Consider the following 22,118-nt stretch of genomic DNA (forward strand, 5'->3'; position numbering starts at 1 on the left):
TTATGAAGGAAGTAAAGCTTTATATGAATCATCTGACAAGGATGTTTTCCCGCTTGTTTTGTTTAGTTCCGCAGGCGTTCGTCGCAGTACTGTTTATAGCTGTGTTTGAGGCAGTACTGCCCTATGTAAATGTGATTGCTATGCAATTGATGATTGACGGTCTTATGGGTAAAGAACCGGTTAAATCATTAATGACCATTGTGCTTGTCACGATAGGAATCAATGTGTTCCTCAGACTGGTCCTGGGAGAATTGAAAAGACGGCGCGAGATTTTGGTAGTCCGGTTAGAGCTGAAATTTCAGAAGGAACTTAGTATTCACGAATCGAATTTATCGCTTGTGGATGTTGAATCTGCAAGAGTCAAGGAACTGAAAAGAAATATTGAGCAGGCCAAGATGAGAAGCGGCGGGGTGGAGAATGTTATTTTTGATTTTGAAATACTCGTAAGGAATGCGGTGTCGTTGATAACGGCGGCTGCTGTCTTTTCACGTATATTCCTTATGCAGACAAATGCGGGAGAAGTATCCTTCTGGACATCTCCGTACCCGGTGTTCATTTTAGTATGTATCGTTATCATCAGTACATTGGTCACCTTCCGGCTGCAGTCGGCGCAAAACATCCGTGTGTCTGAGTTGAATGATGAGGTAAACCGGACAAATGGAAGTGCTTTTGCGTATATGCAGTTTATTTCCAATTATCATTTTGGGAAAGACATCCGTGTGAACGGCCTGAAGGATTATCTGTGCGGTTTTTTTGATGGCCTTTGGACGTCCTCGATCGGATATACGCTTTGGCAGAAGCTTGGAAAAGAAAAAGCAAAGATACCTTGTATCACCGTTGTCTGCAACGGAATCTTAAACATTTTCATATATATGCTGGCCATAGGAAAAGCCTGTGCCAAAGAGATCTCTGTTGGTAATGTCGTAGTATATATCAATAGCATCCAGTCATTCATCCAGTCCATTGTTGAGCTGATCGGGTCGGGTGGAGAAATCGTTGGCCATGGCATGCTGATGAAGCCATTTCTTGAGCTTTTAGATATGGAAGAAGAATTGCCGGTGGAAAAAGGGAGAACGGTTCCGCCAAATTTCCGGGAACTGTCTTTTGAACATGTTTATTTCAAATACCCGGAGCAGGATCAGTGGGTGCTTGAAAATGTCAGCTTTACTTTAAAAAGGGAGCAAAGGATGGCTCTGGTAGGAGAAAACGGTGCGGGAAAGAGTACGCTGATCAAGTTGATCTGCCGGTTTTACGAACCGAATCGGGGCAGCATCAAGATCGACGGCGTTGATGTGCGCGAATATGATAAAAGGCAGTATTGGAATTTAATCGGAGCTGTTTTTCAGGATTTTTCGCTGCCTGCCCTTGGAATTGGGAATGTAATCTCCTGCATGAACGATTTTGATGAGCAAAAAGAGCGTGCTATTCTGCAAAAGGTCGGTATGGATAAATGGCTGTCAAAGCAGGAACTTACATTTGACCGATGCGTCTACAATGATTTTTCTGATAACGGCATAGAAATATCGGGGGGCGAAAGCCAAAAAATAGCGATTGCCCGCGCCGTATACAAGGATGCGCCTATTATGATCCTGGATGAACCCACCGCGGCGCTTGATCCTATTTCCGAGGCGTCTATTTACCGGGATTTCCATGAGATCTGCAAAGATAAGTCCTGTGTTTTTATTTCACATAGACTGTACAGCTGCAGGTTATGCGACTTTATCCTGGTACTCCATAACGGGAAACTAATCCAGCAGGGGACACATGAGGAACTGGTAGGATATGCCGGAAAATATAAAGAACTTTGGGATTCGCAGGCGGGATTGTATAACGAAATAGGGTGAAGATCCGAAGGACTGACAGACGATAAAATCATTCAAAAGGCCAGCCCGCTTTACCGGTATAGCTTCGGTAAAGCGGGCTGGCCTGCCCTTAGCTTATGCTTTGGCCTGCATGGAGAACTTTTGTTTCATCTGTTCTACCTGTTGCTGTGGTGCCTGTTCCATAGGATACCATCCTTTGGCCGACATTTCCTTATACAGTTGATCCTGCATTTTAAGCGAATCGTTTAAAGCACATTCAAATGCCTGATGAACATTCTGGGTGGAAGATTCAATGGTGCCGTGCATAAATAAATCACAGACACCTTTTTCCAGTAATAAAATATCCTGCATTAAATTTTTGTCATCCATGGACAGCCTCCTCACTTTAGATCACCTGCCGTCTGACCGGTGATACTTTCACGCATCCGTGTATTTTCTTCCTTACAGTAAATTATAAAACTGGCCGAACATTTTCTGATGTTCCTGCGCCATCTGTTCCACGCAGTTCTTCAGGTTCTGATCCTGAAGCTGGCTTGCTGTTTCTTTACATTTGGTCTGAAAGTACTGTTCATGTCCTAATGCATCTTCAATATAGAGAAGTTCTTTGCTGGTCATCGCTTATCACCTCCGGGCGTATTGAAGGTCTGTGAAATCCTTCTGTAATAGAATAACCGGAGAGTGCAGATGGCATACTGATGAGTATAAGGTAAGAATGTTAAAATTTTGAAAAAGTCCAGAAGATGCGCCATCTGGACTTTTACTCAAAGTTACCGATTACAAAATTGTGCATATTTAGCTGGACATGAGTTCCTTCAGCTGCTCCAGCACGCCGTGGCCTCCTGTGATGGAGATGGTGCCGACCTTATCGCAGATGCGCTCCAGATACTCCAGCTCCTTGAGCTGATAAAGCGTCTTGTTCTCCTCCATCAGCCGTGCAGTGTTTAACAGGCTTCTGGTGGATGCCACTTCCTCCCTGCGTGTGATCACGTTGGCCTGGGCCTTCTTTTCCGCCACCAGCACTGTGTTCATGATATCGCGGATCTCACCGGGCAGGATGATATCCTTGATGCCTGCCTGCAGGATTTCCACGCAGTAATCCTCCTGGACCTCTTTTAAGCGGTCAAAGACGTACTGTCCGATCTCTTCTTTCTGTGCCAGCAGATCATCCAGGCGGAAACGGCCGATATACTCGCGCATCACCAGCTGGGCGCAGGTGTAGAGCTGGTCTTTTAGGCCGTCTATCTTCTGGACAAGCTTTAGAGGATCGGTGATCCGGTAGGAGAGGATGACATTTAAACGGATCCCCACCTTATCGGCTGTCAGGATCTCCTGCCCGTTTATTTCCAGGCGCTGCATCTTCATGTTAAAGATTTTACAGGATACCTTTGCAGCATAGTTCCAGAAATAATAGGTGCCGGTTGCCAGCTGCTTTTCAAACCGGTTGTCGAAATACAGAAGGCCGGTTTCGCCCTCGCCGATCTCGATTTTTTTGTACAGCCTGGAAGGCATCAGATCACGGTAGATCTTGGGCAGCGTATCGTCCATATAGGGCGCGGTGATATCGATCAGGCGGAATTCGTTCTTTTCGAATACATTCCAGCACAGGGCTTCCCTGTCGGTCAGAACCGCCTTATAGGTATCGTTTACAAAATGCAGGGCGATGCAGTTGTCCGGAATCTGTACGCGCATAACCCTGGAAGCGAAATCTTCATGCTTCATCAGCAGCTCCACAGGGATGTCGCAGGTTTTGACATATCCGGTCATGGGAACGGTCTTCACATCATAGCCAAGAGCTGCGGGATAGCGGTACTTTCCCGCGGTCAGCAGTTTCTGATATACTCCGTTGCGGCACAGATAGCCGCATTCATTTTCTTTAATTATGTATTTCATATGTTCCTCCATACTGCCTCTTCCCGGTGTACCGACACATATATATGCAGTCAAACAGCACACTGGAGGCTTAAAAATTGATGTTGCAGTCCGCTTCGCACAGGAAATGCGGATGATACCGGGGATATCAGCCGTTCACGGCCGCCGGAACCGGACGGGACAGGGCTGCATCGCGCTTTTTTGTTTCAAGCGCGTTCCCGGGCGGTCTGGGCGGCTTAGAAGGGCCGTCCGCAGCATCATGCTGGCATTTTCCCGTGCTTCTGTCAGAGGCGTCCCCGGTACCGCGCCTTGCGGCGGGAACCGGGAGGCGGTGCAGAGTGTGCACCGGCTGCCTTTTCAGAAGGAAGCTTTCTGCGTTTTGCTGGTTCCATTCCTTTGGGGAGATGGATCATAGAATGATTGCTATACCACTTAGCTATCTGTCTTTTCTGACAGAGGAGGATTCGAACCTCCGACACATCATGAGCGCCCGGCTGCCTGGAATACCGCATCGGCAGAGCCGCCGGTACCGCGGAGGAAGCGTGGAAAAGGTTTCATACGAACCTGATCCATGCATAATCCCCGGCGCACAGGCAGTGTTCCCTCTGTTTTAGCAGAGGGAGAGCACGCCCGAAGAACAGCCGCGCATATATAAAAAACTGTATTCGGCCGTCAGATATTCCGGCCGGCAGTTCTTTATCCTTTCACAACGCCCGCTGTGCGCAGACGTTTCACCGGTATGACCAAGTCGCTCTGACAGGCCATCACCGCATCAATGTCTTTGTAAGCGAAGCGGCTTTCCTCCGCCACATCCTGCTTATTTTTCTTCCCGAGCACCACGCCCCGGCTGTTTAAATCCAGCATCACCTGCTCGCAGGAGAAGGCGGCCATGGCGCCTTTTCTGGAAAAGCGCCTGCCGGCGCCGTGCGAGGAGGAGCAGAAGCTCTCTTTATTGCCCGTTCCCATGACGATATAGCTGTAAGAGCCCATGGCGCCCGGTATGACGGTGATTTCACCGTTGTTCGCCCGGGTGGCTCCTTTTCTGTGTACCCAGACATCCCTGTCATAGTGATGCTCCAGCGCGGCATAATTGTGGTGGCAGTTGATCTCGCCGGAGAATTCCAGAGTCAGATCGGTATATTTGCCGATCCACTTTTCAAAGACGGATTTTACGGACAGCATCATCTTTTCACGGTTTTCCCTGGCAAATTCCAGGCAGAGATTCATCCAGTTTAAGTAAGCCCGGCCCTCTTTGCTGTCTGTAGGTAAAAAAGCCAGACGGTATTCATCAGGCACATCGCTGTACCATCTGCGGTTTAGCTCTCGGGCTTTCGTATGGAAATAATCGCATACGCTCTTGCCGAAGTGCCGGCTGCCGGAATGGATCATAATACCCAGGTATCCTTCGTCATCCACCTGTACCTCGATGAAATGATTGCCTCCGCCCAGCGTCCCAATCTGGAAATAACCGGCATCCAGCTGGCCTAAAAGCTCCCCGTCCTTTTCATACAGATCGAACTCCTCAAAGGCTTTATCCAGCGTGTAGCAGGGCATCGCCGTCTTATGATGGGCAAACCCCACAGGGACATTGCGCAGTATATCGCCGATGATGCCCTGCAGCAGGGTACCGTTTCCGGTGGTGATCCCCTCAATTTCCTCCAGACGGATGTTGGTCTGGGTGTAGGCCATGCCACAGCCGATATCCACGCCCACAGCGTTAGGTATAATGACATCGCAGGCAGCGATGACGCCCCCGATGGGCATGCCCATGCCGGCATGGGTATCCGGCATCAGGCAGACCCACTTATGGAGGAAAGGAAGCCGGGAAAGGTGGTATGCCTGTGTCAGACAGGTCTCTTCCAGATCCTCTTTTCCGTTCAGCCAGACCCGTATCGGGTATTTCGTAGATTCATCAGAGATAACAAACATACAAATCACTTCCTTTCCTAATATATTAGCCGCGATCCGGCAGCTCATTTCCCATCCGGGATTAATTTGTTTGTTGTTTGCTATGGCTATATCATACAGGAAGATAATGGATGAATCATTTAAAAAAAGTTGCGAACATTAGAAGCCGGCTGTAGCTTTACGGCATCTATGAACAGATTACTGTTCACACGCTGCCGATAAAGCAGCGTATGAGAGGACAGGGTATGGTTCTCATAGGGATCCCTTGAAGCCCGCCGGTACTTATTGCTGTGTATTTTACAGCATTAGTACCGCTGCGCGCTTCACGGAGCGAGAGCGGGTCCCAATGAGGACCATACCCTGTCCTCTCATACGCGGGAAGTTTTCGGTAACTGTGAACAGTAACAGCCTGGACCATTCGCAGTTGCGCCATTCTGTAATGTGCGTTAAGATGGATACATTGATACAAGCTTTAAGGAGGAAATCCATGGCGGAGTTTCAGGAACTGATTAAAAATTTTGAGAAGATCAGAGACTATATGAGAGAATTCTTTGTCTACGGCTGCAAAGTGCGCCAGGACTTCACCGGCAAGAGCCTGCGCACCTATGATAATGAGCGCCGGAGAATCGAATGTTTCCTGGGAGATTACATCCGTTCCGAATATACATCCAAGGGGAAACAGATCTACATCAGCGTGGACAGCAAGAACATCGCCCAAAATCCGCTCTATGCGGCCTGGAAGGCGAAGAGCTTTACCGATAACGACATCATGCTTCATTTTTTTATCACGGACATCCTGTGGGACGGCAAAGAAAGAACGGTAACCGGCCTGACCGACCGGATCCTGGAGGAGTACGGGGTGGAATTTGAGGAACAGACCGTGCGTTTGAAACTGAAAGAATACGAAGAGGAGGAGATCCTGCAGAGCAGGAAACAGGGAAAAGCCCTGTATTACCGCTTGGCTGAGCCGGAGGCATTTGAATCCTCCCCGCTCTATGAACACCTGATGGACGCGGTTAAGCTGTTTCAGGAGATATCGGCCTTCGGTTTTATCGGCAGCACCGTTTTGGACCGGGAGAGAACCGGCAACGATCTGTTCAGTTTTAAACACCACTATCTGGTCCACACGCTGGAGGACGGCGTGCTCAATGAACTGCTGGAAACCATGCGCAGGCGCTGCAGAGTGCGGTTTGAGAACCGGAGCGCCCGTTCCGGCAGGGTCACACAGCAGGAGGGCGTTCCGCTGTCCGTATTTGTCAGCACGCAGACCGGCCGCCGTTACCTCTGCATATATTTGGAAGCAAAGCGGCGATTTGTCAACATGCGGCTGGATGCGATCTGCAGGGTGGTCAGGCTGGAGGAATATCCGGATTATGAAAAACGGCAGGAGGAGCTGCGCCGGAACCGAAAAGCCTGCTGGGGAGTATCCTTTTCCGGGAGTTCACGCAGCCTGCGCATGGAGGAAATCTGTCTGAAGCTGCGCATCGACGAAAAGAGGGAGGAATATGTGACGGACCGCCTGCGGCGGGAAGGCAGGGGAGGGGAAGTGCTGCGCATAGATGAGCATACCGTCCTGTACAGCGGAACCTTTTTCGACTGCAATGAGATGCTGCCCTGGATCAAAACCTTTACCGGAAGGATATTGGATATACAGGTGAGCAATCCGGCAGTTGCGGATAAGCTGACGAACGATCTGGACAGAATGTATCAGATGTACACAGACACTGCTAAGGAAGGATAGAGATGGATTTATTTTCTAAGACATACAGCTGTTATTATCAGGTGGTGGGCCGTATCCTGGAAGCGTCCCGAAAACGCCCCGTCAGCAGAAAAGAGATGGAGGAACTGGCGGGCCGCTGGGGCTTTTCTGAAAGTGCGCTTTACATAGTGCCCAAGCTCATGTCCGGCCAGTGGGCGCTTCTTCGGGAGGAGCCCAAAGGCTCTTATCTGTCCCGCTGCGGCAGCGACGTAAAGCTGCCTCTCACAGCCCTGCAGAAAAGCTGGCTGAAATCCGTCCTGCAGGATCCGAGGATATACCTGTTTTTTTCAGAGGAGGAAGTGTGCCGGCTGCAAGAGGATCTTAAGGAGGAACCGCTGCTCTTTAAATCCGGCGATTTCTATTATTTCGACCGCTGTCAGGACGGCGATCCGTACGGTGAAGACACATACAGAAGAAATTTCCGCACCATGACCGAAGCAGTCCGCAGCCGCCATTTGATCGAAACGGATTACCGGCCGGCGGACGGCCGCCGGCGCAGCATCCGCCTTTTCCCGTTCCGCATCCAATATTCCGCCAAAGACGATAAGTTCAGAGTGGAGGGGATGCGCCTGAAGGAAAACGGCGGAGGCTATTCACAGGCCATAACCCTGAACATGGCCAGAATCGTCTCCTGCCGGGACGCGGGGCCGGCTTATACCCTTCCGGATACGGAGGCCCTGATCGCCTCGATGAGAGCGGAAGAACCGGTGCTCATCGAGATATCCGGCGAGCGCAATTCCATGGAACGCTGCATGCTGCATTTCGCCAGCTATGAAAAGCGGACGGAGTATATCGAAGAACGGGGAGTATACCGCTGTGAGATCTATTATGACAGGCAGGATGAGACAGAACTCCTGATCCAGCTTTTGTCCTTCGGTCCGGTCATACGCGTCCTGGGCCCAGCTCCATTCCTGCGCCAGGTAAAAGAGCGGGTGAAGAGGCAGTATCACCTGCTGCACGATATCATCCCGTCATCAGACTGAAGGGGCGCAGTGTTTGAGCGCCGCCTGGACGAATCCCGCAAAGAGCGGATGGGGTCTGTTGGGCCGTGATTTGAATTCCGGATGTCCCTGCGTTCCGATAAACCACGGATGGTCCGGAATCTCACACATTTCCACGATCCTGCCGTCTGGGGACAGTCCGGACAGCCTCATCCCGTGATCGGTCAGGGCCTTCCGGTAATCATTGTTCACCTCATAGCGGTGCCTGTGACGCTCGCAGACGGTTTCCTGTCCATAGACCTCATAGGCTCTGGATCCCTTCTCCAGCACGCAGGGATATGCGCCAAGCCGCAGAGTTCCGCCGATATCCTCTATGCCGTTCTGGTCCGGCATCAGGTGAATCACCGGATGGGAGGTGCCGGGCGCCAGCTCACTGCTGTGAGCGTCCGCATATCCGACCACATCCCTGGCGTATTCGACGATGGACAGCTGCATGCCCAGGCACAGGCCGAGAAACGGGATCCGATGCTCTCTGGCATAGCGGATCGCCTGGATCTTGCCTTCAATCCCCCTGTCTCCAAAGCCGCCGGGCACGAGGATGCCCTGCATGCTGCCCAGAATCTCTCCCGCGTTATCGGCATTCACAGATTCTGAATCCACCCAGTGGATATGAACCTTAGCGCGGTTGGCACAGCCGGCCGCCCGCAGCGCCTCCACGACGCTGATATAGGCATCGTGGAGCTGGATGTATTTGCCTACCAGGGCGATGTGCACATCGTGTTCAGGCTGTTTCCATCTTTCGATCATGGCGGTCCATTCGGACAGATCCGGTTTGGGGCAGGACAGATTCAGGCATTCACAGGCGACCTCCGCCAGATGCTCCTTTTCCATGGCCAGAGGCGCTTCATACAGGATGTCCACATCCAGATTCTGAAGCACGTGGCTGCTGGGCACATTGCAGAAAAGGGCGATCTTATCCTTAATATGGGCATCCAGAGGATACTCCGAGCGGCATACGATGATATCGGGCTGGATTCCCATGCCCTGCAGCTGTTTAACGCTGGCCTGGGTCGGTTTGGTTTTCATTTCTCCGGAGGCTTTCAGATAGGGGATCAGAGTCACATGGATCATGATGGCGTTTTCCCTGCCCACCTCGTGCTGAAACTGGCGGATGGCCTCAAGGAACGGCTGGCTTTCAATATCGCCCACCGTGCCGCCCACCTCGATGATGGCGATTTCTGTTTTATCTGCCTGATCCGCGGAATAATTGCGGTAAAAGCGGTTTTTAATTTCATTTGTAATATGGGGGATTACCTGTACTGTGCCGCCGCCGAAGTCGCCGCGGCGTTCTTTTTGAAGCACGGACCAGTAGATTTTACCGGTGGTGACGTTAGAATTTTTATTGAGACTTTCATCGATGAACCGTTCATAATGTCCGAGATCCAGATCTGTTTCGGCGCCGTCGTCGGTGACAAAAACTTCACCGTGCTGGATGGGGTTCATGGTGCCTGGGTCGATATTGATGTACGGGTCAAACTTCTGCATGGTGACGGCATAGCCCCGCGCTTTCAAAAGCCGCCCGAGTGAAGCGGCAGTGATGCCCTTGCCGAGTCCGGATACAACGCCGCCGGTTACAAACACGTATTTCACAGCCATGGTATTTACCTCCTGTTTTTTCTTGCCCCAACCTTTCGTGTGCTGGCGGGCTGACATGTTTACGTTTAGTCTGACAGCACAACGGGGTGACGGCCTGCGCGCACATCCGTGCGCATCTTTTCAATAGTATGGGCAGATTCATGGGATTTAAATAGATATAAATAAATCTGCTTGCAAAAAATAACTAATATATTATACACGATTAATAGTTAGCTGACTAGAGGCAATCTGCAGAAATTTGTCCGCATGAATTTATAAAACATTAATATTTGTGATGAAGATTTCACAGAGAACCTGCTTGATTTCTTGACGAACTATCTCTATAATGAAAAAGAACACTATGGCGGGCGCTGCGTTTTGTCAGGCCCGTGTTGTGATAAGGGAGAAAGCGAATGAATGAACAGAATCAAAACAACGGCGGAGGCCAGAATAACGGAGGCGGAGGCAAGTTCCCGAAGAACAGCCAGACCGTAATTATACTGGTAATCACCGCGCTCATGACTTTGTTCAGTGTGTCGATGCTAAGCAGCTGGTTTCGCAGCTCGACGACGGAACAGATCACATACAGCGATTTTATGAAGATGCTGGATGAGCATAAAGTGGCGGCGGTGCAGATTGACCGCCAATCCTATAAATTTGTAATTGAACCGGCGGAGGATAAGGATGAGGAATCCAAGAATCCGCTGGCTCCCAAGATGACCTATTATACCGGCATTGTGGAGGATGAAAGCCTGGTTCCCCGCCTGATGGATGAGGGGATCATTGTGGATGGAAAAATACCCGAAACCGGCTCCTCCATCATCGATTTTATCCTGATCTATGCGGTTCCCGTGCTGCTTGTCTGGCTGGTGATGGGTTTTTTCCTAAGAAAAGCAGGCGGTGGCGGCGGCATGATGGGCGTGGGCAAATCCAATGCCAAGGTCTATGTGCAGAAGGAAACCGGCGTTACGTTCCGCGATGTGGCCGGACAGGATGAGGCGAAGGAGTCTCTGACTGAAATCGTGGATTTTCTGCATAATCCCGGACGCTACGGAAGAATCGGCGCCAAGCTGCCAAAGGGAGCGCTCCTTGTGGGGCCGCCCGGCACTGGTAAGACATTGCTTGCCAAGGCGGTTGCCGGCGAGGCGAAGGTGCCGTTCTTTTCACTGTCCGGTTCCGATTTTGTGGAAATGTTTGTCGGCGTCGGCGCATCCCGTGTGCGCGACCTGTTCAAACAGGCGCAGCAGCAGGCGCCCTGCATCATATTCATCGATGAGATCGACGCCATCGGCAAGAGCCGTGACAGCCGTTACGGCGGGGGCAATGACGAGCGGGAGCAGACCTTAAACCAGCTGCTTTCGGAGATGGACGGTTTTGACACTTCCAAGGGCGTATTTATTCTGGCCGCCACCAACCGGCCGGAGATTCTGGATAAGGCACTGCTGCGTCCGGGCCGTTTTGACCGCCGGATCATCGTGGACCGTCCGGATTTAAAAGGGCGTATTGATATCCTGAAGGTCCATTCCAAGGATGTGCTGCTGGATGAATCCGTGGATCTGGAAGCGATTGCGCTGGCCACTTCCGGCGCCGTGGGCTCCGATCTGGCCAACATGATCAATGAGGCTGCGATCAATGCCGTAAAGCACGGCCGCCAGGTGGTATCCCAGGCGGATCTGTTTGAAGCCGTGGAGGTGGTGCTGGTTGGCAAGGAAAAGAAGGACCGCATCATGAGCAAGGAAGAGCGCAAAATCGTCTCCTATCATGAGGTGGGCCATGCGCTCGTCAGCGCGCTGCAGAAGGACTCGGAGCCTGTGCAGAAGATTACGATTGTGCCCAGAACCATGGGCGCGCTGGGTTATGTGATGAATGTGCCGGAGGAAGAAAAATATCTGAATACGGAAGCGGAGCTTCGGGCGATGCTGATTCAGTTTTTGGCCGGCCGGGCGGCGGAAGAGATCGTGTTTGACACTGTCACCACCGGCGCTTCCAATGATATAGAGAAGGCGACTTCCATCGCCAGAGCCATGGTGACTCAGTACGGCATGTCCAAGGAATTCGGTCTCATGGGGCTTGAAACTGTGGAAAGCCAGTATCTGGAAGGCCGCAGCGTGTTAAACTGCGCCGATCAGACTGCCGCCGGTGTGGACCGGGTGGTTATGGAGATGCTGAAAGAGTCCTACGAGAAGGCAAAGGCGCTGCTTCGGGCAAACCGTATTGCGCTGGATCGGATCGCGGCATTTCTGATTGAAAAGGAAACCATTACCGGCAAGGAGTTCATGAAGATCCTCCATGAAATCCAGGAGGATACAAGGCGTGCCGAGAGCTTTCTGGATACGTCTGATCCGGGCCCTGTGCCGGATGACTGGGAGGAAGGCCCCCTTCCAATGTAAATAAATGAAGACAGACCCCGCTCTTTCCGAAATGCGGGGTCTGTTCTGTGAATGGGAGGAGAATATGTTTCAGCTGGAAGAAGAATTAAAAAAGCTGCCCGGCAAGCCGGGTGTCTATCTGATGCATAACGATCAGGATGAGATCATTTATGTGGGCAAAGCAATCAGCCTGAAAAACCGTGTGCGGCAGTATTTTCAGAGCAGCCGTGGAAAGTCCTCCAAGATAGAGAAAATGGTATCCCATATCGCGTGGTTTGAATATATTATTACTGACTCGGAGCTGGAGGCGCTGGTGCTGGAATGCAATCTGATCAAAGAACATCAGCCCCGGTATAACACCATGCTCAAGGACGACAAAACCTATCCTTATATCAAGGTGACGGTGCAGGAAGACTTTCCGCGGGTCCTGTTTTCACGGGATATGAAAAAGGATAAATCCCGGTATTTCGGGCCGTATACCAGCGCGGGCGCGGTGAAGGACACGATCAACCTGATCCACAGGCTCTATAAGATCCGTACCTGCCACCGCGCGCTGCCGGAGAACATAGGCAAGGAGCGCCCCTGCCTGAACTATCACATCAAGCAGTGCGACGCTCCCTGCCAGGGCTATATCTCCAAAGAGGAGTACCGAAAGAACGTGGACCAGGTCCTGGACTTCTTAAGCGGTAATTACAACGCTATTTTAAAGCGGCTGGAGGCACAGATGAATGAGGCTGCAGAGGAGCTGGATTTTGAATCGGCCGCCGGCTACAGGGAGCTTTTATTCAGCGTGCAGAAGGTGGCTCAGAAACAGAAGATTACCGACAGCGGCAATGAGGACCGGGATGTGATCGGACTGGCTGTGGACGGAAGCGATGCGGTGGTGCAGGTATTTTTCGTCCGGGAAGGGAAGATGATCGGAAGGGACCATTTCCAGATCTCGGTGGGTGACGGGGATACCCCGTCCCAGATACTGACCGGCTTTGTCAAGCAGTTTTACTCGGGCACGCCCTTTATCCCCAAGGAGCTGTTTCTGCAGACGCCCATTGAGGATGAAGAGCTGATCGTGAAATGGCTGGAGGCCAAACGGGGCCAGAAGGTGACAATCCGCGTGCCGCAAAAGGGCGAAAAGGCGCGCCTGGTGGAGCTGGCCGAGAAAAACGCCGGCCTGATCCTGTCACAGGACCGGGAAAAGCTGAAGAAAGAGCATGTAAAGACCGTCGGCGCCATGAACAGCCTCGCAGAGATACTGGGGCTTAAACAGGTCCGCCGCGTGGAGGCATTTGATATTTCCAATATCAGCGGATTTGAATCGGTGGGCTCCATGGTGGTGTTTGAAGATGGGAAGCCGAAGCGCAACGACTACCGTAAATTTCGCATAAAATCGGTGATAGGCGCCAACGACTATGCGTCCATGGAGGAAGTTTTAAGCCGCCGGTTCCTGCACGGCCTCGAGGAGATGCGCCGCATGAGAGAAGACGGTCAGGATGAAAAAATGGGCGGATTCACCAGGTTCCCGGATCTGATTATGATGGACGGCGGCAGGGGCCAGGTCAATATCGCCCTTAAGGTCATGGACCGGCTGTCGCTTACAATTCCGGTCTGCGGTATGGTGAAGGATGACAACCATAGAACGAGAGGCTTGTATTACCAGAACGTGGAGCTGGAGATTGATACTCATTCCGAGATGTTCCGGCTGATCACCAGGATACAGGATGAAGCGCACCGTTTCGCCATCGAGTATCACAGAAGCTTGAGAAGCAAAGGTCAGGTGCATTCCATCCTGGACGATATAGAGGGGGTGGGCCCCGTACGCAGAAAGGCGCTGATGCGTCATTTTCAGACAATTGATGAGATAAAATCGGCCAGTGTGGAAGATTTAAAAAGTCTGCCGGAAATGAATGAAAACGTGGCGGAAAATATTTACAGATTTTTTCATGCCCAGCAATAAGTCTTGTCACCGGGCTTTTCCTGTGTTAGTATATTTAATAATCCGGAAACGCGGCCTGCGGATCCGGAAGAATATGTGAAGAAATCCGCCGGAGCTGATGCACAGAGGGCTTTGTGCCGGCTGCGGTGAGGAAATGGAGGAGCGAAATGGCAGGTGTTAGGGTATCAACATTGATCGAAAAATTCGGGCTGCGCCATCTGACCGAATCGATCGACACCACAGAGATCATATTAACTCATCCGGATATCAACCGTCCGGCTCTGCAGTTAACAGGCTTTTACGATCACTTTGACAGCGACCGCGTACAGATTATCGGTTTTGTGGAACAGGAGTATTTAAAGCAGCTGACCAGAGAGCAGAGAAAGGACTGTTATGAGAAACTCTTTTCCAACAATATCCCCTGCCTGATCTGCAGCCGCAGCTATCAGCCGGGAGAGGATATGCACAGCACGGCGCTCAAATACGGTGTGCCGCTGCTGGTATCCGATAAGACCACCTCAGATCTGATGGCGGAGGTGATCCGCTGGCTGAAGGTGCAGTTAGCTCCTACCATCAGCATACACGGCGTGCTCGTGGATGTATTCGGCGAGGGCGTACTGATTATGGGCGAGAGCGGCATCGGCAAGAGCGAGGCTGCGCTGGAACTGATCAAGCGCGGCCACCGTCTGGTCAGCGATGACGTGGTGGAAATCCGTAAGGTCAGCGATGATACCTTGATCGGCAGCGCTCCCGGCATCACCCGGCATTTCATAGAGCTGCGCGGCATCGGAATCATTGATGTCAAAACGCTTTTTGGCGTAGAGAGCGTAAAAAATACTCAGAGCATCGACATGGTGATCAAGCTGGAAGAGTGGGACCGCGATAAGGAATACGACCGTCTGGGTCTGGATGACCAGTATACGGAATTTTTGGGCAATAAGGTGATCTGTCATTCCATACCGATCCGTCCGGGCAGAAATCTGGCGATCATAGTGGAGTCGGCGGCCGTCAATTACCGTCAGAAAAAGATGGGCTATAATGCGGCCCAGGAGCTGTATAAGAGAGTTCAGGACAATTTGGCAAGAGGTGCGGTGGATATCATATAATGGAAAGATTAGAACAGATTTTGTCAGAGATCGCCGGAAGAGAAAATGTACGCGAAAATGAACCTATGAAAAACCATACAACTTTTCGGGCCGGCGGAGCGGCAAGACTGTTTGTCACGCCAGAGGATGAAGACGCTCTGGTACGGCTGGAAAAAACCTGTCAAAGTGCGGGGGTTTCGTATACTGTGGTCGGAAACGGCAGCAATCTGCTGGTTTCCGACAGCGGATACGACGGAGTGATCATACAGCTGGGGAGCCGCTTTGCCCACTGCAGACGGGATGGAGACGTGCTGGAAGCCGAAGCCGGGATACTCCTGTCAAAGCTGGCGCGTTTTGCCTGCGATCAGGGGCTGTCCGGCCTGGAATTCGCCTCCGGCATCCCGGGAAGCCTTGGCGGCGCAGCGGTGATGAACGCGGGAGCCTATGGCGGCGAGATGGCCCATGTCCTAGTGGACGCGCTGGTGCTGACAGAGAGCGGCGAGCGGATGGTGATCCCTGCGGAACAGATGGAGCTTGGATACCGCAGCAGCCTGATTATGAAGCGGGGCTATACGGTCCTGAAAGCCCGGGTGAGACTTGTGCCGGGCGATAAGCGGCAGATTCAGGACAGGATGGATGAGTTAAACCGGAGACGGAAGGAAAAACAGCCTTTGGAATACCCCAGCGCCGGCAGCACCTTTAAGAGGCCGGCAGGATATTTTGCGGGCAAATTGATCCAGGACTGCGGCCTTGCGGGTTTTCAGATCGGAGGAGCCGCCGTTTCTGAAAAGCACTGCGGGTTTGTGATCAATAAGGATCAGGCCAGCGCTCGGGATATCTATCTGCTGTGCAGGGAAATACAGAAAAGAGTTTATGACCGTTTTCAGGTCCCCATGGAAATGGAAGTGAGGCTCCTGGGGGATTTTTCGTAACACGGAGGTTAACATGTCATTTTCAGGTAATGTAAAAGAGGAACTTTCCCGGCAGACAGGAACTGCCAGGCATTGTCAGATAGCGGAAATTGCGGCACTGCTTTCCATGTGCGGGCACATCAATGCCACCGCAAACGGCGGCTTATGCCTGATACTTCATACGGAAAACGCAGCAGTTGCAAGAAAGTACTTTACATTACTGAAAAAAACATTTAGTATAAATACTGAAATATGCGTCAGACGCAATGCCTACCTGAAAAAGAGCCGCACCTATGTGCTGGCGGTGAACCGGCAGGAGGATGTGAGGCGGATCCTGCAGGCTGTGAAGATGGATGCCATGCGGGGGAGCCTGGCGGAGCAGGACACTCTGGTCAGCAGCCTTCTGGTGATGAGCTCCTGCTGTAAGCGCGCGTTTATACGCGGGGCTTTTCTGGCATCTGGCTCCATGAGCGACCCCAACAAGGCATATCATCTGGAAATTGTATTGAGTTCCAGGACGAAGGCGGAGCAATTGCGGACCCTGATCGCTTCTTTTGACATCGATGCAAAAATCGTTGTGCGAAAGAAGTACCATGTGTTATATATAAAAGAAGGCGTGAAGATTGTAGAGCTTTTAAATGTGATGGAGGCTCATGTAGCGCTCATGGAATTGGAAAATGTGCGCATACTAAAGGAAATCAGCGGATCGGTGAACCGCAAGGTGAACTGTGAAACCGCGAACATCGGAAAAACGATATCAGCTGCTGTGGAGCAGATCAATGATATAAATCTTATACGCGATACCATTGGACTTTCCGGATTGCCGGAGCAGCTTGAAGAGGTTGCGCTGGCCAGGCTTGCTGCGCCGGAGGCGACGCTTTTGGAGCTGGGGGATTCGCTGAATCCGCCGGTGGGAAAATCCGGAGTCAATCACAGGCTAAGGAAACTGAAAGACTTAGCAGACAGTATCAGAAAAGATAGGGAGGATATGTAATGGCAACGAAAACAATCACCATTGGAATTCCGACAGGGCTTGAGGCAAGGCCGGTAGCGGTATTGGTTCAGGTGGCAAGTCAGTTCGAGAGCTCGATCTATGTGGAGACGGAGGACAAGAGGGTGAATGCCAAGAGCATCATGGGTATGATGACCCTTGGGCTGACATCCGGCGAGCAGGTTACGGTTTCCGCATCCGGTTCGGACGAGGAAGAGGCGTTAAATCAGATTGAAAAGTACTTAAGCAGCGACAAATAGCCGAAGTCTTAGGATATGGGGATTAGACGGTGAACTTATAGATTACTGACGGGGATGCATCCGGAAATGGGGACAGGGTATATTATGACTGTCCCCATTTCCCCTATATGGGCCGTGATACAAAAGTGAGGAAAGACATGGCATTTACCCATTTACATGTTCATACGGAATACAGTCTGCTGGACGGTTCCAGCAAGATAGAGGAGCTGGTGCACAGGGCCAAAGAGCTGGGGATGGACAGTATGGCCATCACCGACCACGGCGTCATGTACGGCGTGATCGACTTCTACCGTGCCGCCAGAAAGGAAGGCATTAATCCGATCATCGGATGCGAGGTATATGTGGCCAACGGTTCCCGTTTTAACAAAGAGGCGGGACAGGGGGAGGACAGATACTACCATCTGGTGCTTCTGGCTGAAAACAATACCGGATACGCGAACCTGGTGAAGATCGTCTCCAAGGGTTTCGTGGAAGGCTTTTATTATAAACCCAGAGTGGATTACGAGGTGCTCCGGGAGTATCATGAGGGAATCATCGCCTTAAGCGCCTGCCTGGCCGGCGAGGTTCAGCGCTACCTTGCCAGGGGCTTCTATGAAGAGGGCAAAAAGGCCGCCCTGCGCTATCAGGAGATATTCGGCAGGGACAACTTTTTCCTGGAAATCCAGGATCACGGCATACCGGATCAGAAGACGGTCAACGCTGCGCAGCTCCGGCTGTCCAAAGAGCTGGGCATTGATCTGGTAGCCACCAACGATATCCACTATATCTATGCGCAGGACGCCGAACCCCACGATATCCTCCTATGCCTGCAGACCGGCAAGAAGCTTTCGGACGAGAACCGCATGCGCTACGAGGGCGGGCAGTACTACTGCAAGTCGGAGGAAGAGATGCGGGAGGTATTTCCCTATGCGCCCGAGGCCATCGAGAATACCCATAAGATCGCAGAGCGCTGCCATGTGGAAATCGAGTTCGGCGTTACGAAACTGCCGAAATTTGACGTGCCCGAAGGCTTTACCTCCTGGGAATATCTCAACAGGATGTGTGAGGAAGGTTTTGAAAAAAGATATCCGCAGGATGACGGGACACTGCGTGAACGCATGAATTACGAGCTGGACGTCATCCATACCATGGGCTATGTGGATTATTTCCTGATCGTTTCGGACTTTATCAAATATGCCAAATCAAAAGATATCATGGTCGGCCCTGGCCGCGGTTCGGCCGCCGGCAGCATCGTGTCCTACTGCTTGGAAATCACCGATATCGATCCGGTGAAATACAGCCTGCTGTTTGAGCGGTTTTTAAACCCGGAACGCGTGTCCATGCCGGATATCGATATAGATTTCTGCTTCGAACGGCGGCAGGAGGTCATTGATTACGTGGTGGAGAAATACGGCAAGGACCGGGTGGTTCAGATCGTCACCTTCGGTACGATGGCCGCCAAGGGCGTGATCCGGGATGTGGGACGGGTCATGGACCTGCCTTATTCCCTCTGCGATTCCATCGCCAAGATGATTCCCGCAGAGCTCAATATCACGATCGAAAAGGCGCTGAAGACCAACCGGGAATTAAAGAGCCTGTACGAGACGGATGAGACGGTAAAAACGCTGATCGATACTTCACTGCGCCTGGAGGGCCTTCCCAGGCATACCTCCATGCACGCGGCGGGTGTTGTGATCAGCCAGAAGCCGGTGGAGGAGTATGTGCCTTTATCCAGAGCACAGGACGGCACGATCACCACCCAGTTCACGATGACCACGCTGGAAGAGCTGGGTCTGCTCAAGATGGATTTTCTGGGACTGCGCACCCTGACTGTAATCCAAAATGCCGTGAAACTTGTGAACCGACAGGGGATCGGTTTTAAACTGGAGGATGTGGACTACAGCGATAAAGCGGTGCTGGCCAGCATCAGCACCGGCAGGAACGACGGTGTGTTTCAGCTGGAAAGCTCCGGGATGAAGAGCTTTATGAAAGAGCTCAAGCCGGAGAGCCTGGAAGACATCATCGCCGGCATCTCCCTTTACCGTCCGGGCCCCATGGATTTCATACCGAAATATCTGAAAGGCAAGAATAATCCGGAATCCATCACCTATCACTGCCCGCAGCTGGAGCCGATCCTTAGCCCGACCTATGGCTGTATCGTCTATCAGGAGCAGGTAATGCAGATTGTGCGGGATCTGGGCGGCTATACACTGGGACGAAGCGACCTGGTGCGGCGCGCTATGAGCAAGAAAAAAGGCGATGTGATGGAGCGGGAACGCAAGAACTTCATCTACGGCAATCCCGAAGAGAATGTGAAGGGCTGTATCAATAACGGAATACCGGAGGAGATCGCCAGCATCATCTATGACGAGATGATTGATTTTGCGAAATACGCCTTTAACAAATCCCACGCGGCAGCTTACGCCGTGGTATCCTACCAGACCGCTTATCTGAAATACTATTATCCGGTGGAATTTATGGCTGCGCTGATGACCTCGGTCATCGACAACAGCGCCAAGGTTTCGGAGTATATACTGACCTGCAAGCAGATGGGCATCGATATCCTGCCTCCGGACATCAACGATGGAGAATGGGATTTCTCCGTTTCCGGCGGTAAAATCCGCTATGGGCTGTCGGCGATTAAAAGCGTGCGCCGCAACATCATAGATACTGTGGTGGAAGAGCGGAATCAGGGAGGGCCTTTTACCAGCCTGCGGGATTTCATATACCGCCTGACAGCCAGAGAGGTGAACAAGAGGACGGTGGAAAGCTTCATCAAATCAGGCGCGCTGGACAGTCTGCCGGGCACCAGACAGCAGAAGCTGCTCATATATGCGGATCTTCTGGAGCAGAAGACCCAGGAAAAGAAATCCTCTGTGGAGGGCCAAATGAGCCTGTTCGACCTCATGGGCGAAGAGTCCAAAGAGTACGATATCAAATTCCCGGATGTGGGCGAGTTTCCCAGGGAGGTGCTGCTGGCCTTTGAAAAAGAGGTGCTGGGCATCTACATCAGCGGACATCCGCTGGAGGATGACGCGGCGCTGTGGAAGAAAAATATTACGGCCAAAACCTCTGATTTCTATGTAAACGAGGAGGAGGGCATTGCTTCCGGCCTGACGGACGGCAGAAAATATGTGGTGGGCGGCATGATCAATGCGATCAGTGTCAAGACTACCAAACAGAACCGAATGATGGCATTTCTCACGCTGGAGGATCTGGTGGGCAATATGGAGGTCATGCTCTTTCCGAGAGAGTATGAGACATACAGGCCTTTGCTTATAGAGGACAGCAAGGTGTTCATTTCCGGCAGAGCGGATTTCAGCAACGAAGAGGCGGGCAAGCTGATCTGTGAAAAAATCATACCGTTTGCCGATGCCCCGAAGGAGCTGTGGATTCAGTTCGACGACAAAGAAGCCTTTGACAGAAACCAGAACAGATTAAGCCGGCTGATACAGGATTCCGACGGACGGGATCCCGTTGTGATCTACCTTAGCAGAGAACATGCGGTCAAACGGATGCCGCCTTCTTACAGCGTACTGATACAGCCGCAGCTGCTTGAAATGTTGAATAAAAACTTTGGTGAAAAAAATGTCAAAGTTGTAGCAAAGAGTATTGAAAACTTTTAGGATATCGATTAGAATAGGGAATGTGGCTTGAATCAGTTGGAGGAGTGACGAATATGGCAAAAGAGGTAAAAACCATCGGTGTGCTGACAAGCGGCGGAGATGCGCCGGGCATGAATGCGGCGATCCGTGCGGTTGTGAGAACAGCACTTTTTAACGGTCTGAAGGTAAAGGGAATTATGCGCGGCTATGCCGGTTTGCTCAATGAAGAAATTATTGATATGTGTTCCACCAGCGTATCAGATATCATCAACCGCGGCGGTACCATCCTGTACACGGCCAGATGCCAGGAATTTACCACGGCAGAAGGGCAGAAGCTGGGCGCGGAAATCTGTAAAAAGCATAATATAGACGGGCTGGTGGTGATCGGCGGTGATGGCTCTTTCAGAGGGGCGCAGAAGCTGGCCGCACTGGGTATCAATACCATCGGACTTCCCGGCACCATCGATCTGGATATCGCATGTACGGACTATACGATCGGTTTTGATACGGCTGTGAACACGGCCATGGAGGCCATCGATAAGGTGCGCGATACCTCCACTTCCCATGAGAGATGCAGCATTATTGAGGTGATGGGCAGAAACGCCGGCTACATCGCGCTCTGGTGCGGCATTGCCAACGGTGCGGAAGATGTGCTGCTTCCCGAGCGGTATGACAATGATGAGCAGGCGCTGATCAATAAGATCATAGAAAACCGCAAGCGCGGCAAGAAGCACCATATCATCATCAATGCCGAGGGCATAGGCCATTCGGCCAGTATGGCCAGAAGGATTGAAGCCGCCACAGGAATTGAAACCAGAGCAACAATTTTGGGCCACATGCAGAGAGGCGGTACACCTACCTGCAAAGACCGCGTATACGCATCCATCATGGGCGCCAAGGCGGTGGAGCTTTTGCTGGCAGGCAAGAGCAAACGCGTGGTCGGTTATAAACACGGGGAATATGTGGATTTTGATATCGATGAAGCGCTGGCTATGGTGAAGGACATACCGGAAGACCAGTACGAAATTTGCAGACACCTTGTGAGATAAACAG

Annotated in this window: 16 protein-coding genes; 11 read left to right on the top strand and 5 right to left on the bottom strand. The window is 51.7% G+C overall.

Annotated elements, in window-relative coordinates:
- The first annotated feature begins 2 nt into the window (after positions 1 to 2).
- Positions 3 to 1,844 carry an ABC transporter ATP-binding protein gene (locus DWZ56_RS10335; protein ID WP_118556563.1) on the top strand — a complete coding sequence of 614 codons (1,842 nt, stop codon included), beginning with the start codon at positions 3 to 5 and terminating at the stop codon, positions 1,842 to 1,844.
- Positions 1,845 to 1,937: 93 nt separating this feature from the next.
- Here DWZ56_RS10335 and DWZ56_RS10340 read toward each other — a convergent pair whose 3' ends face one another.
- The 4 genes from DWZ56_RS10340 to DWZ56_RS10355 all read right to left on the bottom strand — a co-directional run bounded on the left by DWZ56_RS10340 (position 1,938) and on the right by DWZ56_RS10355 (position 5,621).
- Positions 1,938 to 2,192: a spore coat protein gene (locus DWZ56_RS10340; protein WP_118556564.1), complete on the bottom strand. Its 255-nt coding sequence runs from the start codon at positions 2,190 to 2,192 to the stop codon at positions 1,938 to 1,940.
- Positions 2,193 to 2,264: 72 nt separating this feature from the next.
- The gene (locus DWZ56_RS22910) at positions 2,265 to 2,438 is read right to left on the bottom strand and encodes a hypothetical protein (protein ID WP_176927771.1); all 174 of its coding nucleotides are present in this window, start codon (positions 2,436 to 2,438) and stop codon (positions 2,265 to 2,267) included.
- Positions 2,439 to 2,615: 177 nt separating this feature from the next.
- Positions 2,616 to 3,713 (bottom strand): slipin family protein, encoded by a 1,098-nt coding sequence (locus DWZ56_RS10345; protein WP_118556670.1) that lies wholly within the window; start codon positions 3,711 to 3,713, stop codon positions 2,616 to 2,618.
- 675 nt (positions 3,714 to 4,388) lie between these two features.
- Positions 4,389 to 5,621 (bottom strand): RtcB family protein, encoded by a 1,233-nt coding sequence (locus tag DWZ56_RS10355; protein WP_118556566.1) that lies wholly within the window; start codon positions 5,619 to 5,621, stop codon positions 4,389 to 4,391.
- A 466-nt stretch (positions 5,622 to 6,087) separates the two neighbouring features.
- Here DWZ56_RS10355 and DWZ56_RS10360 point away from each other — a divergent pair, with 466 nt between their 5' ends.
- Both DWZ56_RS10360 and DWZ56_RS10365 read left to right on the top strand, forming a co-directional pair.
- On the top strand, positions 6,088 to 7,341 hold the full coding sequence (locus tag DWZ56_RS10360; RefSeq protein ID WP_118556567.1) for a WYL domain-containing protein: 1,254 nt from the start codon (positions 6,088 to 6,090) through the stop codon (positions 7,339 to 7,341).
- A 2-nt stretch (positions 7,342 to 7,343) separates the two neighbouring features.
- Positions 7,344 to 8,342, top strand: a complete 999-nt coding sequence (locus DWZ56_RS10365; RefSeq protein ID WP_118556568.1) for a WYL domain-containing protein — start codon at positions 7,344 to 7,346, stop codon at positions 8,340 to 8,342.
- Here the strand turns inward: DWZ56_RS10365 and DWZ56_RS10370 are convergent.
- Entirely contained in the window at positions 8,334 to 9,956 is a 1,623-nt protein-coding gene (locus DWZ56_RS10370) for a CTP synthase (RefSeq protein WP_118556569.1), read from the bottom strand. The genes DWZ56_RS10365 and DWZ56_RS10370 overlap by 9 nt on opposite strands.
- 392 nt (positions 9,957 to 10,348) lie before the next feature.
- Between DWZ56_RS10370 and ftsH the strand changes: the two genes are divergently transcribed.
- The 8 genes from ftsH (at position 10,349) to pfkA (ending at position 22,114) form a co-directional block, all read left to right on the top strand.
- Positions 10,349 to 12,325 (top strand): ATP-dependent zinc metalloprotease FtsH, encoded by a 1,977-nt coding sequence (gene ftsH / locus DWZ56_RS10375; protein ID WP_118556570.1) that lies wholly within the window; start codon positions 10,349 to 10,351, stop codon positions 12,323 to 12,325.
- A 64-nt stretch (positions 12,326 to 12,389) separates the two neighbouring features.
- Positions 12,390 to 14,255: an excinuclease ABC subunit UvrC gene (gene uvrC / locus DWZ56_RS10380; RefSeq protein ID WP_118556671.1), complete on the top strand. Its 1,866-nt coding sequence runs from the start codon at positions 12,390 to 12,392 to the stop codon at positions 14,253 to 14,255.
- 146 nt (positions 14,256 to 14,401) lie between these two features.
- A complete protein-coding gene (gene hprK / locus DWZ56_RS10385; protein WP_118556571.1) occupies positions 14,402 to 15,340 on the top strand; it encodes an HPr(Ser) kinase/phosphatase in 939 nt (312 codons plus the stop codon).
- The gene (gene murB / locus DWZ56_RS10390) at positions 15,340 to 16,251 is read left to right on the top strand and encodes a UDP-N-acetylmuramate dehydrogenase (protein ID WP_118556572.1); all 912 of its coding nucleotides are present in this window, start codon (positions 15,340 to 15,342) and stop codon (positions 16,249 to 16,251) included. The genes hprK and murB overlap by 1 nt, the downstream gene beginning before the upstream one ends.
- 13 nt (positions 16,252 to 16,264) lie before the next feature.
- Positions 16,265 to 17,224: a DNA-binding protein WhiA gene (gene whiA, locus DWZ56_RS10395; protein ID WP_118556573.1), complete on the top strand. Its 960-nt coding sequence runs from the start codon at positions 16,265 to 16,267 to the stop codon at positions 17,222 to 17,224.
- Positions 17,224 to 17,481, top strand: a complete 258-nt coding sequence (locus DWZ56_RS10400) for an HPr family phosphocarrier protein (protein ID WP_118556574.1) — start codon at positions 17,224 to 17,226, stop codon at positions 17,479 to 17,481. Before whiA ends, DWZ56_RS10400 begins: the two co-directional genes overlap by 1 nt.
- Positions 17,482 to 17,618: 137 nt before the next feature.
- Positions 17,619 to 21,086 carry a DNA polymerase III subunit alpha gene (locus DWZ56_RS10405; protein ID WP_118556575.1) on the top strand — a complete coding sequence of 1,156 codons (3,468 nt, stop codon included), beginning with the start codon at positions 17,619 to 17,621 and terminating at the stop codon, positions 21,084 to 21,086.
- Between the two features lie 53 nt (positions 21,087 to 21,139).
- Positions 21,140 to 22,114 carry a 6-phosphofructokinase gene (gene pfkA, locus DWZ56_RS10410; protein WP_118556576.1) on the top strand — a complete coding sequence of 325 codons (975 nt, stop codon included), beginning with the start codon at positions 21,140 to 21,142 and terminating at the stop codon, positions 22,112 to 22,114.
- Positions 22,115 to 22,118 lie beyond the last annotated feature (4 nt).

Source organism: Lachnotalea sp. AF33-28 (assembly GCF_003477885.1).
GTDB lineage: Bacteria > Bacillota > Clostridia > Lachnospirales > Lachnospiraceae > AF33-28.

Coding starts and splice junctions, on each gene's coding strand:
- DWZ56_RS10365 (WP_118556568.1), top strand. CDS start 7,344: ATGGATTTATTTTCTAAGACATACAGCTGTTATTATCAGGTGGTGGGC.
- DWZ56_RS22910 (WP_176927771.1), bottom strand. CDS start 2,438: ATGACCAGCAAAGAACTTCTCTATATTGAAGATGCATTAGGACATGAA.
- pfkA (WP_118556576.1), top strand. CDS start 21,140: ATGGCAAAAGAGGTAAAAACCATCGGTGTGCTGACAAGCGGCGGAGAT.
- DWZ56_RS10405 (WP_118556575.1), top strand. CDS start 17,619: ATGGCATTTACCCATTTACATGTTCATACGGAATACAGTCTGCTGGAC.
- whiA (WP_118556573.1), top strand. CDS start 16,265: ATGTCATTTTCAGGTAATGTAAAAGAGGAACTTTCCCGGCAGACAGGA.
- DWZ56_RS10335 (WP_118556563.1), top strand. CDS start 3: ATGAAGGAAGTAAAGCTTTATATGAATCATCTGACAAGGATGTTTTCC.
- DWZ56_RS10355 (WP_118556566.1), bottom strand. CDS start 5,621: ATGTTTGTTATCTCTGATGAATCTACGAAATACCCGATACGGGTCTGG.
- DWZ56_RS10400 (WP_118556574.1), top strand. CDS start 17,224: ATGGCAACGAAAACAATCACCATTGGAATTCCGACAGGGCTTGAGGCA.
- DWZ56_RS10345 (WP_118556670.1), bottom strand. CDS start 3,713: ATGAAATACATAATTAAAGAAAATGAATGCGGCTATCTGTGCCGCAAC.
- murB (WP_118556572.1), top strand. CDS start 15,340: ATGGAAAGATTAGAACAGATTTTGTCAGAGATCGCCGGAAGAGAAAAT.
- DWZ56_RS10370 (WP_118556569.1), bottom strand. CDS start 9,956: ATGGCTGTGAAATACGTGTTTGTAACCGGCGGCGTTGTATCCGGACTC.
- uvrC (WP_118556671.1), top strand. CDS start 12,390: ATGTTTCAGCTGGAAGAAGAATTAAAAAAGCTGCCCGGCAAGCCGGGT.
- DWZ56_RS10360 (WP_118556567.1), top strand. CDS start 6,088: ATGGCGGAGTTTCAGGAACTGATTAAAAATTTTGAGAAGATCAGAGAC.
- hprK (WP_118556571.1), top strand. CDS start 14,402: ATGGCAGGTGTTAGGGTATCAACATTGATCGAAAAATTCGGGCTGCGC.
- ftsH (WP_118556570.1), top strand. CDS start 10,349: ATGAATGAACAGAATCAAAACAACGGCGGAGGCCAGAATAACGGAGGC.
- DWZ56_RS10340 (WP_118556564.1), bottom strand. CDS start 2,192: ATGGATGACAAAAATTTAATGCAGGATATTTTATTACTGGAAAAAGGT.